This window comes from Pontibacter ummariensis (genome assembly GCF_900188175.1).
GTDB classification, from domain to species: Bacteria; Bacteroidota; Bacteroidia; order Cytophagales; family Hymenobacteraceae; genus Pontibacter; species Pontibacter ummariensis.
Genome location: NZ_FZOQ01000017.1, coordinates 44,417 through 60,544, shown reverse-complemented (window position 1 = coordinate 60,544; position 16,128 = coordinate 44,417). Strand labels below are relative to the sequence as shown.

The window sequence follows — 16,128 nt, the reverse complement described above, 5'->3', positions numbered from 1 at the left end:
CACTAACAAAAGGAGGCTTTTTACCGTAACGGCAGATAACCGAGTGTCCTACAAAACACCTCACCCTGACCCTTCTGTCGGGCAAGGCCCTGTCTTCCGCAGCTCGCTCGCCTGACACCGAAGCATAAGCACTATGGAGAACCCAAACATCATCAAGCAAGCCAGTGAGTTTGTATTCACACTGTTCAAGGAAAAGCTCTCGAAAAAGCTGGTGTACCATAACTATAGGCATACCCTGGAGACGGTAACCGTGGCGGAGGAGCTTGGGCAGATGAGCGGGCTGGAGGCGGATGAACTACAGGACCTGGTATTGGCAGGCTGGTTCCACGACACCGGCTACGTAGAAGCTTATGAGGGCCACGAGGAGGAAAGCATACGCTTTGCCACGGACTGGCTGCAGGAGCAGGGCTACCCGGCTGAGCGCATTCAGCGGATTGCAGACTGCATTATGGCCACCAAGCATAAGATCGAGCCGGTAGGCCTGTTACAAGAGATACTGGTGGATGCCGACCTTTCTAATATCGGTAAGCCGACTTTCTCCGGCACCGCTGAGCTTTTGCGTGTGGAGTGGGAGATCTTTCTGGACAAGTTCTTTTCAGACAGTGAGTGGGCCCAGTTTCAAATGGACTTCCTGCTCTCCACCACTTTCCGCACGAGCCAGGCGCAGCACAAGTTCGCCGCGCAACTGGGGCTGAACATACAGGAACAGCGCGAAAGCCTGAACAAAGCCCTGAAGAAGAAAAAGAAGTCGGACAAGAAAAAGCGGGAGACCCTGGCACAACCCAAACGGGGCATCGAGACCATGTTCCGTAACACGTACCGCACCCACCTCGACCTGAGCGCCATTGCCGATAACAAAGCCAACATGATGATCAGCCTGAACGCCATCATCATGTCCGTTGTCATCACTTACCTGAGTGCCAAGTCTTCCGTGATCGGGGTGGAGTTTACCCAGCACCGGACGCTAATCGTTCCCATCGGCATGCTGTTGCTCACGACCTTGGGCTCAGTCGTGTTCGCCATTATCTCAGCCCAGCCAGAGATAACAAGCTTCTCCTTCAAAAAGAAAAACAAGAACAGGACAAAGATTACTTCCCGCAACGTGAACCTGCTCTTTTTCGGGAATTTCACCAAGCTTCCCCTCGAAGACTTCCAGGCAGGCATGCAGGAGATCATGCGCGACAAAAAGTCGCTCTACAACAACATGATCACAGACATTTACTACCTGGGCGAAGTGTTGAGCCGCAAGTACAAGATCCTGCGTATCTCCTACACCATCTTCATGGTAGGGCTTGTACTTACCGTGGTGGGTTTCGGTATTGCCGTGGCGTCTTACTAAACCATGATAAAGGCAGGACAAGTACCGGTTTCTTGTTTCATGGACGGAATTCCCGTACATTTGCGCCAGCATTCCCCAGGCCTTGTAGTTCAATGGATAGAATAGGAGTTTCCTAAACTCTAGATCCAGGTTCGATTCCTGGCAAGGCCACGACTTCAATACTAAATTCAGCGAAAAGCCTGCAAACTCACCGTTTGCAGGCTTTTTGCTTTTAGAGGCTTTTCGAATCTTTTAGCTTTTCCCGAAATAAAGGGGAGCGATTCGGTGAGTCTTTTCAAGCAACTTTATTTACTCACCGAATCGCCCTTAACCTACTGGTGCACAAGCAGTACAAAGCCTGTACATCTTGTCTCGGTCCTGCTGCAAGGCTATCTTGTTTCACCTTTAAAGCAGCTAAAGCCATGACAAAGCGCATCAGAGTCCTCTTCTACCTCAAAAAGCCCAAGAGCTACTCCTCCGGCCCTGTGCCCATCTACCTCCGCATCACCATTGACGGGAAAAGGGCCGAGATCAGCACCGGCAGGGAGTGCGAGCCGAAGAAGTGGAACTCCTCCTCTGGCCGGGCCTCGGGCACAAAAGAAACCGTTGTTTCCCTGAACGCTTACCTGGAGACCCTGCAGGCGAAGGCCTACGAGGCCCACCGCCAACTGCTGGAGGAAGGGGAAAGCATCACCGCCGAGGGCGTCAAGCTCCGGTTCCTGGGCAAGGAGGAGGAAACGAGGACGCTTCTAAGGGAGGTGGAGGAGCACAACCGCAGGATGGAGGCCCTGGTGGGCGTGGAGTTCGCCCCCAACACCCTCAAGGGCTACAAGACGTCCCTGAGGCACCTGAGGGAGTTTTTAGAATGGCGGCACGGCAGGCGGGACGTAGAGCTAAGGAAAGTGGACTTCTCCTTCGTCTCCGACTACGATTTCTACCTCCGCAGCCAGTGCAGGTGCTCGGCTAACTCCGTGGCCAAGTACATCAAGCACCTGAAGAAGGTGCTCAACGCCTGCCTGGCCCACGGCTGGATAGACAAGGACCCCTTCCTCCACTACAAGGGGAAGGCCAAGCAGGTGGAAAGGGTGTTCCTCTCGGAGGAGGAGCTGGAGAGAATAGCGGCAAAGGAGTTCCCTGTAGAAAGGCTAAGCCAGGTAAGGGACGTCTTCCTTTTCAGCTGCTACACGGGCCTCGCCTACGTGGACGTCCAGCAGCTCAGAAGGTCAGACGTGAGGAAGGGCGTGGACGGGGAGCGGTGGGTCTTCAAGCGCAGGCAGAAGACCGACACTCCCTCCCGCATCCCCCTCCTGCCCGCCGCCCTTGCCATACTGGATAGGTACAAAGAGCACCCGCAGTGCCTCTACAAGGACCAGCTGTTGCCGGTGTTGAGCAACCAGAAGATGAACGCCTACCTCAAGGAGATAGCCGACGTGTGCGGCATTGTGAAGCCGGTGACCTTCCACACCGCCCGCCACACCTTCGCCACCACCGTCACCCTGCTCAACGGCGTGCCCATGGAGAGCGTCTCGAAGATGCTCGGCCATACCAGTATCAAGACCACGCAGCACTACGCGAAGGTGCTCGACATGAAGCTCAGCCAGGACATGAGGTTACTTCGGAACCGGTCTCAGGAAAAGTAGCAGCGGAGGATCTGGCAGGTGTAAGTCCTGTTATTTAAGTCCATAACTTCACGCCTTTAGCCTTGACGTGAGCAAAATGTTTAGAAGACATAACACATCCGGCTATTTGGGCTTGTAAAACTGCTCTTAAGTCTATGCCTGAGGCAGATTCAAAAAGGTTTCGACTTGAAGCTGGACTTTCTCTTACGGAAAAGGTCGTTAAAACAAGAGGGGCATTGCATCAATGCCCCTCTTGTTTTAACGACCTCTGGAATTAATTTAATGCTGTACTACCACTTGTTGCTTAAAAACCTCTTCACCCACTAAAATGTGCAGGGGATATGTGCCACTAGGAACATTCTTTACCTTCAACACCACCTTCTCGCCTTTTCTGTTTTTACCTGACATAAGCACTTTCCCTTTGTTACTTAGTAGCCTTACCTCATATTCCTCTACGCCCATTGTTGCTAAGGCATCCGTTCCTCCCCCTGCGTCATCAACAGGTTCACTACTAACAACCAACTCATCACTAACAGGGTTAGGATAGTAAGAGTAGCTGTAGCCTCCATAACAGGCAGAAGAGGACCTGCTGATGCCTATAGTGTTAGTATAGGAACAGTTACCACAGTAGCTACAGGCTTTCACACTCAACCAGCCAGTAGTGCCGCTAAAATCAGACCTAAACTGAAGCGTGATGGAGTTTGTATTTAGCCCTCCACGCACCAAATAAAATGCATTTTTGTCAAAATCCCAACTTACTGTGCCATTAACTGGTGGTGTAACTTCCCAATACCCTCCATCGCAGACAACAGTAGGGCCCTGTATATATGGTGGATTAGGAGGGGTACAATCTTCCTGTATAACAATGTCATCTACAATATAGTATGATAATACTGAGCTTTCCCCACTTGTAGCTCCACCAGGCACGTTTTTAACATGTTTGGATTCCGCAGATAGTGTTTCGTCAAAATTTCCTATAGCAAAATATTTTATATCTTCCGTTGGGGGAGTAAAATATCCGCTGATTTTGGTCCAACCGGTTTTATTGTCATAAAAAACGTCTGTGGTCTTTATCTGATCAGGTAAGGCAGCTCTCTCTAAGGGTGTTTTATTTGTTATCTCTGTTAAGTCACTTGTCAAGTACATACCTAGTGTACTAACTGCAAGTGCGTTGTCGTCCTTCAAGCTTACCCAAAACTCAATATAATGAGGTACTCCTTTACGTAAAGGCGTAGAAAGGCTTTGATAGAGATATTCACTTTTATCAATATGAGATTTATTAATGGCTACAAAACCACTGTAAGCATTGCCTCCAGATCTTACTCCCTGGAAGTTAACATCTGGATCCACCACAGAGTCAGAAGCACAAGTATGGTAGTAGTCTGATGACTCAATTGACAACCATTCCGCGGCAGGATAAGGATTCATTGAAGCAGTAGCCCAAACAGGGCAAAAACCAGGGTCTCTTTTTTCCTCAAAACCTGGGTTATTTACAAGATTTGGCCCGAGATACTGCCCGTAAGAAGTTAAGCAGAGGCATAACAGACAACAAGTCAGAAGTAAGTTGATCTTCATAAGAGATAAATAAAAAGTTAAACATATATTGACTCATAAACTTTTATAATCATTCAAAACTTAAAAAGCGTCCTTATCCTAACTGTTAGAATGTTAACTAAATAATTTTCTAGAGGCTACAGGTAATTATTAACTTGATATTATTTCTTCAGTGTAACAGGGCATACTCATCATCTTCGCAATACTTTAGAAGCTTTTACTGTAATTAGCTTGTATGATTGTCTGTTTTCATTGCATGAGCTTTTACAAGTGCAAAATGCTTACAAACCCCATTTTAATATAATAAAATACAAAACGGTGCTTCAGCACCTATCTTTACTCACAAGCGTAAGTATAGCTGTAGTTGCGCTCGACATAGTTGTTTCTCGGGTAGCTTTGGTTAGAGGAGACGGGGTAGCCTTCTGGGGAGTAGGTGAAGGCAACCGAGTAAGTGTGGAAAGACTTAACGGAGCCGTCATCATAGTTTGCCTTCATGCCGACGATGTTGTGCTGGTGGGGAAAGCCGAAGTCGAGCCTGGTGGCCAGCAGGGCGGGCAAGGCTGCATAGGGATACCTCTTGTTGTCATAGCTTATCTCTATTTGGTAGGGCTTCAGCTGCTCGCTGTTCTGGGTAGGGCCGTAGGTCACCCTGACTCCTGTCATCAGGCCGTCAGTGTACGTGTACTCATGGGTCTCGAATAGCTCTCCGCTTAGAAAGAGCCTGGAGGACTTTAGCTCCTGGGGGGCAGCATACTCGTACTCCGTTCTGCTTACCTCCGTTTCAGTACCGTCTGTCATTATGGTAATCCTCCTTTCAATTACCTGTCCTAAGCTGTTGTACAAGAAGGTCTTGGTTGAGGGCTGCGAGTGATTGGTGGAGGAGGTTGTTGCCTCCGCTATCCTGCCCTCGCTGTCATAGCTGTAGGTGGTCGTGATGAGGGTCCCTGCAGAGGCTCCTTCCCCTACAACCTCTTCTCTTATTTGCGTCAGTTTGTTGTCACTGTCAAAGATGTAAGTGGAGCTGTACTGCCCAGAAACCTCATTCTGGTCTCCGCCAGTGATGGTCTCAACTGAACTCTGCAGGACACATGTCTTATGCTCAATCTCCTTACCGCAGGAGAGCAGGAAGAGGCAAAGCGCGAAGGGGAACAGATATGTTGTTTTCATGATTAGTATATGAAGGCAGCTAAATTCACATACTAATTACCAAATATTCATATATATTACAAATGTTAATCAACCTTTATTAGGCTCTATCTAATAAACAGTATATAAAACATAGCCCTACTATTAGTAAAAGGCTTTTAGTTTTTTCTCTTTAGATGCTGTACTTCATTGACGTATAGTATCAAACAGCCTACCTCATAAGTGTTAGGCTTCCCTTTACCACTCTACTAACGACCTTTCTCTCCTCTCCGCAGTCGAACCGTATCACATAGAAGTACACTCCGCCTGGCGCGCCTTCCCCGTTCCAGTCCAACACGCTCTCGCTGCTTCTGAACACTCTCTTTCCCCACCTGTCAAAGACCTGCAGTGCATAACCTTTCATCTCGGCTGCCCCCTGCAGGCCGAAACTGTCGTTCTTGCCGTCATTGTTCGGGGTGAAGATGTTGGGCACAGAACTTTCATTAACCTCTCTGCAGCGGACGTAGCCATGAGTCAGGTCTTCACAGTCAAGGACAGTGACCCTCACTGACTGCTTGCTCTCAAAGCAGGCGTTGCGAATTGTCACCTCATATACGCCCGAGGCATAGACTTCCAGCTTCGGGTCCCTGTTACCGTTGCTCCACTCATAGCTTGCTCCAGGGCTTGTGGCGTCCAAGGTAAGGCGCTGGCCCACACACAGGACTGTGTCACGCCCGATGGAGGCGGTTATTTCCTCTGCCTTGCCCAAACGCACCTCGTCTCTTAGCTTACACCCCCCCTGGTCGACCTCCACCCAGTACTTCCCTGGCTCCCTAACCTTGAGCGTTGCCCCGGTGGAGCCGTCGCTCCATCTGTAACTCAGCGCTGCTGGGCTAGTGGCGTCAAGGACTATTTCCTCGTTCCCGCACAGCACCCTGTCAGGCCCCAGGTCAACGGGTGTGGCAGGGAGTATGGTTACCGTCCTTGTGACAGTTTTCACCGGCCTGCAGTCTTTCAGCGAGAAGAGGGTGAGAGAAACTTCATATGTGCCAGGCGCGCTGTACACGTGCAGGGGGTTCAGCTCGATGCTGGTGTTGCCCGCGCTTTTAGGGTCTCCGAAATCCCAAGAGACGCTGTACGGCCCGTTGTCCTTCAAATCCGCCTGAAAGGACGTGTTTTGTGAGAAGCACGTGTTCTCATAGACAAAGGACACCTCTCCGCTACTTTGCGGGCAGGACGTCTCTGTGCCCAGCCCTCTGAAGAGGCTCTCCACAAAGTTTGGTAGCCTCCAGCTGCTTACCCCGCTCCCAACGTCCGCCCCGTTTAACTGGAAGTCAAGGCGCTGCCTTTTCTCGTTCGGGTTGGTTATCACGTGCAGGTACTTTCTGCCGTGATTAGAGATGTACAGCTTCCCATCAGGTCCTATTTGTATGTCCCCCACGCCCTCCGAGCGACACTCGGAATTCGGCCCCCTGTCGCTCCCGTCCTTTGAGTTGTCGTAAATTACGTGGTGGGACTTGATGATGTCTGTTGCCTCCAGGTCATACTGCACGAGCTTGGCGCACCTGCCGTCCAGGGCCCTCCAGAAGCCGCTGCTAACATACAGGCTTTTACTGTCGGGCGAGAAGCTGGCGCTGTGATAGTCACTGGTATAGTTCTCCGCGCTGCCGAACAGGTCCTTAGGTATGCGCTGCTGAAAGGTCACCTGCCCTGTTCTCTGGTTAAACCAGAACAGCTGTGAGTCCTGGTCCTTAGCCACGGATACCAGCCTTGTCCCGTCAGGGGAGAACTTCATGTCCCCGTAATATTGAAGGGCTTGGGCTTGGCCTGCTCTGGAAACAACTGGCTTGCTGCAGATACCCTGCTCTGTTACCAGAAATGCGTAGAACCTGTTCGTGTTAGCCTCCTGGCCCATAATCCAATAATCCTCCCCGTTGCAGTGCCTGACGGCTGCTACCCGGAAGGCGGCACTGCGCATAAGTTCGCCTTGCCTGCTGACTACTCTCCCTGAGCCTGCCCCCCCATTCATGTCGACCTCGGCGTAGTGAAGAAAAATCGGTGGCCCCATCTGTGTAACCGTCACTATGTAGTAGATGCCCCTGTGTCCTGGCTTAGGGACTACAACCGTGTTATAAGTAGCGCCTCCATTAGGATAGAGGTCTCCGTTCTCCATAATCTCCCCGCTTCTGTTGTACACCTTGTCGCCGTCCGTGGCAAACAGAAGATTCCCCTCAACGTCCGAGGCGGAAGAGGTGATGTCGTGGTAGGAGGTCTTAAGTGGAGGAACAAAGTCAAGGGTGCTTGGAGAGCCCGTCCCGAAGTTTAGCCCCGCCTTTTCTCCGAAATACCAGTAACTGGCCTGCCCCTGCGCTAAAAGTGGACTGGCAAGGGTGAGGAGGAACAGTATAAGAACTCCTTTCAACATGCGCAGTACTGTTGTAAACAACTGGGAGTTACTTCTCTTATTTAGAGAAAACATTATACAATAATAAAGTTACATACTAAGAATATAATTTTACAAGCGCCTCCACAAACTTGAGCAGAACAGGATAATAGAAGAACCTATCTCTGTTTGCTCTATAGCTCCTTTTTGCTTCGTTAAATACCATAACAACTCTTAAAAAAGTAGATCGTCTTATCAACACTTCCATCTTTTCTATAGTTTGTCTTTTATATTCCCGCTAATGCTTAAATATAATTAAACAGAGGCAAGCAATCCATGATTATAAAATGAGTCAAAAAAGAACGGAAAGGTTGCAGGAGAAGCTAATATAAAACCGTCCGAATGCTAAACAATCTCACCTAGCCACCTTTAGAGCTGTTTAGCAACAGTTTCCATTTCGGTTTTACCTTTCAACAAAAAAACGCTTTTTTCATCTACTGGTAAATCTAATAAAATTAGAAGCGGATCTCAAGAGATAACTAGAGTCTATTCCATAAAACTAAAAGTACTTCAGTTGAAAGGTCCTGAGCCAGCTAACATAGTTTAACTTACAACAAATTAAAGTTCTCCTAAAAAGCTACAACATTTTGAATGAAGTGTTTATGAGTCGGCTTCTATATGCTCTAACCAATAACTTATACTGTACTTTTTCATACAAAGGGGAGTTTTGAGTAAAGTGTAATATTGAGACGGTCAGGTCATATGTATGGCTGTAACCAATTGAACTAGATTATACGTTGACTGTCTCACTTTATTATAAAAGCCATTGCTCTTTACAATAAGTATACATAGGGAGGGCAAAGCTCGTCCACGATCAAACATTTACCTCGCTACAACATTACTTTAAATATAGCACATTTAGTTATAGCACAAGATAAAGAGAAACTACTCTTCTCCAAACGTGAACTTTCACACAATGTTAGTGTGTTATTTCCCTGTGATTAAGGGAAATAACACACTAACATTGTGTGCTTTTACCCAAGATTTGTGTTATAATCCACGTTTTTACCAACAGGCCCTTACTCATAACATTACTTATCAGCCAGTTACAAATACACTTCTGCTTAAAAGCATGTGGCAGGAATTGCGATGTAATATTGTTTACCCCTATTTAGGGGAAGTAATTTTATAACTAAAACCCATTCTTATGCCAATCTTATTAACACGACAGAAAGATGATGTTCTGGCTAAATCTCAGCCCTGCGACTTCAGTGATCCCTCCCTAAATCAAATCGTGGAACAGCAGACCACAATTGAAGAGATGAAAAAGCGCTGTGACCGGTACAAGCAATTGCTTGCTTCCCTACAGCCTCCACAGGATAACACAATGATCAGGGCAGCAAATTTCACCACTGATTCAGTGCTACAAATGATCCAGCAAAGCCCAAGCAGTTCTTTTATCCGAGTTTACTATGGCATAGAAGAAAGTGGGGAACATGTACTGTTCATGGCTCCAGTCACTGAAGCTGGTACCCTGGCAGCTGAAGAAGAGACAATATATGTGGATGATTGCTGTCGATGCCCTCCCCTAAGTAACTGCCCGGCAGACGGTCTCCTCGAAGAGCAGCCTTAAGAAAACATAAGCAGAGGGCCGGAGCTTCCGAGTCCTCTGCTTATATTGCAATCCTATGTGGGAAGTGAACTTCTTTTTTGGACTTTTGCTGCTTAATCTTATTCTTTGGGCATTAAGCTTCAAACGCTTGCATGAAGCGCTAAAGGCATTAGGATATCCCTTGCTTGCCACACTCTTTATTGAAGGATATGCCGCCTACCTGTTATTTAATAACACCCGTAACCTGTACTTATATCATATCCTGACGCCATTACAGTATGCACTCTTTTCGGTAGTTGCTTACAAAGCCCTGACAAGTTTTACCTACCGCAGAGCGATTCTTCTCTCTATCCCTATTTACCTGCTAATCTCTTTCTTCATTACACTCTTTTTACAGGGGCTGTCAGAATACAATTCTTACGCACTGTCTATAAAAAACGCACTGCTTGCCTGCTGGGCTCTGCTTTACTACAGAGAAACCTTTGCTGATCTCAAAGTGGTTAGACTCGAAAAAGAACCCTTATTTTGGGTAAACACGGGCATGTTCTTTTACTCACTCGGAAGCTTTTTCGTCGACGGGCTTATGAACCAATTGTTAGTACAATCTTATGAACTAGCCCACACTCTTTACTATATAAATGTGTTTCTGGGGTACTTCCTTTACATAAGCTTCCTGATTGCGTTTCTGCTTTCTTTAAAAGCTCGTGCTCGAACCGTAGAGTTATAGCTCGTTCTTACTTATAGTAGCATGCCTGATACTTTTTTGATTATCTCAATTGGCACAGTCCTCTTTATCCTGTTAGCCATTTTTATAACCTTTATGACATTAGCATACCAGAGAAAGCGCTTGCAGCACCAAGATGAGGTAACAGGCTTGGTTGAAGCCTACCAAAAGGAAATTCTTAAAACGCAACTCGAGATGCAGGAACAAACCTTTCTTGCTATCTCTCAAGAGATACATGATAATGTAGGTCAGGTTCTATCCTTAGTAAGGCTAAACATGAGCACGATGAACGTCGCAGAGAATACGATATTGCAGCAGAAAGTTAATACCAGTAAGGAGTTACTTGACCAAGCAATTCAAGATTTACGGAATCTGTCTAAGATATTGAACAGCAAGTACGTATCTCAGCAAAGCCTCTCGGACTTGCTGAAGTTTCAGTTAGGACTGATTCAAAGAACTGGTGCAGTTGAAACTGGGATTGAAGTTCACGGTGAGGTTAGGACTTTAGACTCTGAGAAGAAACTTATTATATACCGAATTGCCCAGGAAGCATTAAGCAACATTATCAAGCATGCTGATGCAAATAGCATCAAAGCCAAACTCACCTATATGGCTGACAGGCTGTCTCTTAGCATTACAGATGATGGCAAGGGTTTCATTGCGTCTTCCACTTCTCCCGGAGAAGTCCTGGCGCAAGGTACAGGTATTCATAACATGTATTACCGAGCAAAATTAATCGGCGCTACTCTCCACGTTGAAAGTAAGCCAGGCTTAGGCAGCCTTGTTCTCCTAGAACTTCCATTTAATTAAGAATATACTATGCAGACAATTAGTACAACTAAAGTAGCGCTGGTCGATGACCACAAGCTCTTCCGCAAAGGAATCATGGAGTTAATTAACGGGTTTAGCGGTTATAGCGTCACACTTGAAGCTGAAAATGGAAAAGATTTTATTAGGAAACTTTTTCCAGAAAACATCCCCTCCATAGTGCTTCTGGATATCAGTATGCCTGTAATGGATGGCTTTGAGACCGCCAAGTGGCTGCAGGAGAACCACCCTGATGTTAAAATACTTGCCCTGTCCATGAGTAATGATGAGGAAACCGTGCTTCGTATGCTCAAGTGCGGCGTAGACGGTTATATCCTTAAAAACGCGGATCCCTCTGAGCTACGAATGGCGCTGGACGCCTTGGAGACAAACGGAAGTTACTACTCAAACAGTATAAGCGACATTCTCAAAAGGGATCTTAAAGGCAACAAGCAAGGCATCGTTCATCTGACAGACAGGGAAATCGAATTCCTTAAGCTTGCCTGCACCGAGCTTCCTTACAAATCCTTTGCCCCCATCATGAATGTTTCTAAAAGAGTAGTAGAGTCAACCAGAGAAATCTTGTTTAAAAAACTAGAGGTAGTTTCCAGAATAGGTCTGGTTACCTACGCTATTAAATATGGAATTGTCAAGCTTGACTAGAATAACTATAGCTGTTTTCAAGCGCACTTAACACAAATCGGACTATATCCCTATCCTCTACAGCTACTGCATTATTCACTACCTCTCAATGTACAGGTTACTCCACTATTCTCTATCACTTGTATCCTACCCTGATCGCACCTAGGATAATATAAAGACACCACCCAGATAAAGTTTTATCATGGTGGTGTCTTTTCTACTACTTTGTAGCCATACCACTTTCTAAGACACTATGTTCATCTACAGACCAGCTATATACCAATGAAGCGTCCCCTGTAAAGTTCTTCTCCCTATCAATTTCTCCCTGTTCTTCGAACTCGCTTCCAAATCGCTCAAAGGCACTTAGAAACCCAAAATCCCTGTCTGGTATGCTAGTCAGTATTTTACCAACTAAGGGAACAGCCCTTTTAGCAATAATTAACCAAGGCACGGTTGCTGTGCCAGCAATCCCCTGCACGATGCCAAAAGCGTCCCCTCCTATACCGCTCTCTACCTCCTTTAGAATTTCACCTAAGTTTCTCGTAGACTTTCTGGTGTGCCTTAAATAAATATGGACGTTCAGTTCCCTATCTTCAGGTATTTCCCTGCTTAACACGAACAAGCCTTCCGCACCCACTTGATCTGTGTCAAAAGAGTAGGAGTTGTTATGCCTGGGGGACAACCTGAAGGGTTCCTGAGGCAGAGTGGTTAAGATCATTTTGTCATTGCCATCGGGATGCTCCGCTAGGATAACGAAATAAAGTCTCCACCTTTCCTTCGGCCGGTGTATCCGAACCTTGTCGATTTCAAGTCTTACACGTATCATAATAATAATTTAAATGGTAAAACAATTCTATAGTACAGACAAATGATGTTGGGCAGACACAATTCTGCCGCTGCCTTCAAACAAGACATCTATAAACCAGTCCCAAAACAAAGCCCCGCATCAGAAAGCAATTCCCTGTGATAGAACAGGGGTCACAGTAAAGCATTTCTTGTTCCAGAATCCTGCAAAGCTTTCTCCACAATGTGTAGCCCGAGGCGACGATAGCTTTCAAACTGGGACTCATCGAAAAACTGATCGCCAGTAGACTGATGTGGAAAGGCAGGGTTTGATATAGCATATTCTCTCACATCCACAGGCTCATCTCCTGTAAGTGATGACTTAAAGTACACTAAAGTGCCGGATGCGCCCTGAGGCGGATCTCCAGGATATCTGATCTTACCTATTGCATAGTGATGTATTGAGTACTTTGTGCCTGAATCGCGTTTGGTAACAGGTGTTAGGTCTATCTGGATCTCAACTCCAAAGTCTATCCTACACCGTCGTATAGCATTTGAAAGCCCTTCACAGGTAAATAGGCTATCCTGCTCTCCGTCCCCCAAGACAATCAACCGACAACGCCGCCGTACCAACTCATAAAGTCCCATATTGTCAAAGTGTCCGCCGTCGGATAAACATATATAATTATCTTTCGAATTTGATTTACCGGCCATTTCATACACCACATAAGCAAGGCCAAGTCTTGGGTCAGGCCGCTTCCAAGTGCTTCGGCGCGGGTTGCCCATCCACCACCCCAACCGAACGTTAAAAGCCGTTAGTAAAAAGGCAGTTGCAGCGGAGGAATGGTGGCCTTGATTTGGGTTTGCCGCAGCTCCTGATATGGCCATTGCTGTACCTACTGCAGGTCCTCCCGGATATGCATAACTGTGTGTGGGTCTATAGCCATACTCATAGGACTTTGTAGCCGACATGCCTAATGCCCTTGTTCTGCTAAAGTCAAAGCCACAGTAAAGGGGTGTGAATACAAAGGCTTCCCCCTTCCTGTCCTGTCTGTCCAAGTCAGACACTTGGGTCGCATTTAATGTTGCATTAATTATAGGATAAGGGCCACTGTACTTTTCGCCGGACAAGTCGGCGAGTTTTAGATCATCAAGCTTATCAAAACCAGTAAATGTGTTCGCGGTTCTTTCCCTGTTTGTGCGTCGGCGCGTTGCCCCTAAAAAGGCTCTCACCAGCCTGTTCCGGTAAAAGTGATGCATTGAGAACTCATTCACTCCAACTCGCCAGGTAAGCAAAAGGGACAGAGAGCAGAAGACTGCTGTCAAGCATAACGCCCAAGATAAAGGAGGAACCTCATCAGGTGAGTATTTCAGCCATGGGTACCTTAGCAACCAATAAACAATGTTAGAAGCAACAATTAAGAATCCCAGCCCGAAAAGATAGGGTGCGACGCGAACAAACATGTCGAGAGGAGAAGGGCCTCTGTTAGCAAGTTCGTGCTGTGGTGAGGTTCGGGAACTGAAAGCAACCTTAACAGCCAGCCCGATTATAACGGCCCAGCCGCCTGTCACCGCTACAAGCTTAGAACTCCACTTTATTACCCCATGCACGAACAATACCTCACTTAACAGGGCCGCGCCGGCTACTAACAACCAGGCAAAAGACACTCTGTGAACCAAAGCACCCATCCGCCCCCACCATTCGCGCCGTTCATCAGGAAAAAGACGCCCCAGAAGGGCCATACGGGCCACCACCGTAAGACTAATAACCTCCAGTACCAAAGGTATGCCAACTGTAAAAGCCAAGTAGTAGCTGGGCTCACCAAACTCCCACCCCTTCACCAGCTGCATTAGATCCCAAACAAAAGCTAGCAGCACTAACCCTACCGAGGCAGAAAGAGCGGAAGAAAAGATAAGGAAAACATAAGCTAATGTTCGCTCATAAGAAGTTTTATAGTCCGGAAAGCAGTCATCATAACGCCCCAGAATTGCTACTATAAGCAGACCGGCAAAACCTGTCAGTGCTATTGGCAACAGCACCTCCATCCGTCCTGTGAACACCGAACACCCTTCCGTGTTGCACTCTTTACCGTACAGCCAGCCGCTTATTAAATAAGCAGTAACTACAGCCAGTATCATCAAAGCGTTGGATAACAAGGGCATTTTTTCAGATGGAAAAGGGTTGGGGGGGCCTATGCTCCTGTTATATGCATGCATTCCCCATCCCGCAAGCGCTGAACCTAATATTAACATAACAGAACTACACCAGAAAACGATAGATAGCTGCGTAGAGGAGGTTCTCTCCAGATCAAGCCACATATACATGAGTAAGCCGCCCAGGCTAAGTACGCTACAGAACAGGAGCAGAATGATAAGCTGGTTAATAAGGGTGTTCCGGAACCATGTAAGTCCCATTGTCCAGGAATCGACTGACATTATACCTGTATTCGGTGTCAGGTAATTGCTGTGCATGCGTAGCCACCTGATTGGTCGTACCTCTTCGCCTTGCGGATCTCTGGACTTATCAGGATTCAAACGATCAATAACTTTGAAGACATCCCCGTCCCGCTGGATCCACGCCCCTAGCCAGGAACCGATATATCCTCCTCCAGAAACAGTTGACATGTAATCAAACGTTGACAACAGCCCTGCTTTAGCCAACCCTTGCAGTATTCCCAGGTTAAAGGTTGCGGAGCGGACACCACCGCCCGAAAGGGCTAAAGCTCTAAGATTCATATTCTCCGCAAACCTAAGAGGATCAGCGTCATATACTAAGCAGCGAGCTTGATGACGAGCATGACGTGACCTCTCTATTTCTTTCAGTTCGTCTCCAAAAATCATCTCGAACGGCAAGGGCACCTCTTGGCTGCGTAAACTCCTCAGGAGTGCATCCTCGTTTACAAGCAGCTCCTCTGGGCCAACGCTCGGGCCCTTTGGCCTCCATTCCCTGCAAAATTGCCTCTCCTCCTCCGTTAGCACACTTCTCTCCCTCCCCTTAAACAGCCACCATTCCTGAAGGATTCTTTGTTGCTTTGCGGTATAGTCACCTCCCCCCATGGCCAATATGATCAGTAGTGGCAGATACTCTATGGCATAGGTAAAACCTACACGGTCTTTAGGCTGATTATATAACAAGGAACGAATTGCCTCCCTCCACTGGTGAGGGGCCGGGAAAGTATAATCATCAGCGGCAAGTATCGCTTTGTCTTTTCCCCTTATAAGGGTGTTATAGATCCTCAGCTGCTTCTGTATGTACTTTCGTCTCTTATGAAGCCGGGACAGAAGCCTGCTGGCTCGAAGTATAAACATGTCTTCTGCCATACCCCAATCAGGCTTTTTCTCACACGTCCAAACAAGTTCAACTACCCGTTCCCTCAGCCTTTCGTTACTTGAAAAAGCATCCCTTAACTGGCTTGCGACTTCTTGTATCGGTACTTCCAACAGGAGGGCCAGTTCCTTATCTGAAGGGGAAGCTTCTTTTTCCTGCCTCATCACGTCCTGCATGAGAGTGACGTAAGCAACGCTTCTGGCGGTTAAATCTAGTACAACACCCATAATTGC

General features: G+C 47.2%; 11 protein-coding genes and 1 tRNA gene. 7 read left to right on the top strand and 5 right to left on the bottom strand.

Annotated elements, in window-relative coordinates:
• The first annotated feature begins 133 nt into the window (after positions 1 to 133).
• From CHB92_RS17300 to CHB92_RS17290, 3 genes are all read left to right on the top strand, one after another.
• A complete protein-coding gene (locus CHB92_RS17300) occupies positions 134 to 1,339 on the top strand; it encodes a Pycsar system effector family protein (protein WP_089320497.1) in 1,206 nt (401 codons plus the stop codon).
• A 78-nt stretch (positions 1,340 to 1,417) separates the two neighbouring features.
• Positions 1,418 to 1,489: transfer RNA gene (locus tag CHB92_RS17295), tRNA-Arg, on the top strand.
• A gap of 251 nt (positions 1,490 to 1,740) precedes the next feature.
• Positions 1,741 to 2,958: a site-specific integrase gene (locus CHB92_RS17290; protein ID WP_089320496.1), complete on the top strand. Its 1,218-nt coding sequence runs from the start codon at positions 1,741 to 1,743 to the stop codon at positions 2,956 to 2,958.
• 258 nt (positions 2,959 to 3,216) lie between these two features.
• Here the strand turns inward: CHB92_RS17290 and CHB92_RS17285 are convergent, their stop codons facing one another.
• From CHB92_RS17285 to CHB92_RS17275, 3 genes are all read right to left on the bottom strand, one after another.
• Positions 3,217 to 4,512 carry a T9SS type A sorting domain-containing protein gene (locus CHB92_RS17285; RefSeq protein WP_144266338.1) on the bottom strand — a complete coding sequence of 432 codons (1,296 nt, stop codon included), beginning with the start codon at positions 4,510 to 4,512 and terminating at the stop codon, positions 3,217 to 3,219.
• Between the two features lie 315 nt (positions 4,513 to 4,827).
• The gene (locus CHB92_RS17280; RefSeq protein ID WP_089320494.1) at positions 4,828 to 5,658 is read right to left on the bottom strand and encodes a hypothetical protein; all 831 of its coding nucleotides are present in this window, start codon (positions 5,656 to 5,658) and stop codon (positions 4,828 to 4,830) included.
• A 190-nt stretch (positions 5,659 to 5,848) separates the two neighbouring features.
• Positions 5,849 to 8,041, bottom strand: coding sequence for a T9SS type B sorting domain-containing protein (locus CHB92_RS17275; protein ID WP_179223089.1), 2,193 nt, complete (start codon positions 8,039 to 8,041; stop codon positions 5,849 to 5,851).
• A gap of 1,165 nt (positions 8,042 to 9,206) precedes the next feature.
• Between CHB92_RS17275 and CHB92_RS17270 the strand changes: the two genes are divergently transcribed.
• Genes CHB92_RS17270 through CHB92_RS17255 form a run of 4 tightly spaced genes read left to right on the top strand, consistent with a single transcriptional unit; the run spans position 9,207 to position 11,805 of the window.
• Positions 9,207 to 9,632, top strand: a complete 426-nt coding sequence (locus tag CHB92_RS17270) for a hypothetical protein (protein WP_089320492.1) — start codon at positions 9,207 to 9,209, stop codon at positions 9,630 to 9,632.
• A gap of 55 nt (positions 9,633 to 9,687) precedes the next feature.
• Entirely contained in the window at positions 9,688 to 10,338 is a 651-nt protein-coding gene (locus CHB92_RS17265) for a hypothetical protein (RefSeq protein ID WP_106219151.1), read from the top strand.
• A gap of 21 nt (positions 10,339 to 10,359) precedes the next feature.
• Entirely contained in the window at positions 10,360 to 11,145 is a 786-nt protein-coding gene (locus CHB92_RS17260; RefSeq protein ID WP_089320490.1) for a sensor histidine kinase, read from the top strand.
• A gap of 9 nt (positions 11,146 to 11,154) precedes the next feature.
• Entirely contained in the window at positions 11,155 to 11,805 is a 651-nt protein-coding gene (locus CHB92_RS17255; RefSeq protein WP_089320489.1) for a response regulator transcription factor, read from the top strand.
• Between the two features lie 199 nt (positions 11,806 to 12,004).
• Here the strand turns inward: CHB92_RS17255 and CHB92_RS17250 are convergent, their stop codons facing one another.
• Positions 12,005 to 12,610, bottom strand: a complete 606-nt coding sequence (locus CHB92_RS17250) for a hypothetical protein (RefSeq protein WP_089320488.1) — start codon at positions 12,608 to 12,610, stop codon at positions 12,005 to 12,007.
• Between the two features lie 152 nt (positions 12,611 to 12,762).
• Positions 12,763 to 16,122: a patatin-like phospholipase family protein gene (locus CHB92_RS17245; protein ID WP_218824273.1), complete on the bottom strand. Its 3,360-nt coding sequence runs from the start codon at positions 16,120 to 16,122 to the stop codon at positions 12,763 to 12,765.
• Positions 16,123 to 16,128 lie beyond the last annotated feature (6 nt).

What these genes read in the sequence shown, in the direction of transcription:
- CHB92_RS17300 (WP_089320497.1), top strand. Translation starts at nt 134, where the DNA reads ATGGAGAACCCAAACATCATCAAGCAAGCCAGTGAGTTTGTATTCACA.
- CHB92_RS17290 (WP_089320496.1), top strand. Translation starts at nt 1,741, where the DNA reads ATGACAAAGCGCATCAGAGTCCTCTTCTACCTCAAAAAGCCCAAGAGC.
- CHB92_RS17285 (WP_144266338.1), bottom strand. Translation starts at nt 4,512, where the DNA reads ATGAAGATCAACTTACTTCTGACTTGTTGTCTGTTATGCCTCTGCTTA.
- CHB92_RS17280 (WP_089320494.1), bottom strand. Translation starts at nt 5,658, where the DNA reads ATGAAAACAACATATCTGTTCCCCTTCGCGCTTTGCCTCTTCCTGCTC.
- CHB92_RS17275 (WP_179223089.1), bottom strand. Translation starts at nt 8,041, where the DNA reads ATGTTGAAAGGAGTTCTTATACTGTTCCTCCTCACCCTTGCCAGTCCA.
- CHB92_RS17270 (WP_089320492.1), top strand. Translation starts at nt 9,207, where the DNA reads ATGCCAATCTTATTAACACGACAGAAAGATGATGTTCTGGCTAAATCT.
- CHB92_RS17265 (WP_106219151.1), top strand. Translation starts at nt 9,688, where the DNA reads ATGTGGGAAGTGAACTTCTTTTTTGGACTTTTGCTGCTTAATCTTATT.
- CHB92_RS17260 (WP_089320490.1), top strand. Translation starts at nt 10,360, where the DNA reads ATGCCTGATACTTTTTTGATTATCTCAATTGGCACAGTCCTCTTTATC.
- CHB92_RS17255 (WP_089320489.1), top strand. Translation starts at nt 11,155, where the DNA reads ATGCAGACAATTAGTACAACTAAAGTAGCGCTGGTCGATGACCACAAG.
- CHB92_RS17250 (WP_089320488.1), bottom strand. Translation starts at nt 12,610, where the DNA reads ATGATACGTGTAAGACTTGAAATCGACAAGGTTCGGATACACCGGCCG.
- CHB92_RS17245 (WP_218824273.1), bottom strand. Translation starts at nt 16,122, where the DNA reads ATGGGTGTTGTACTAGATTTAACCGCCAGAAGCGTTGCTTACGTCACT.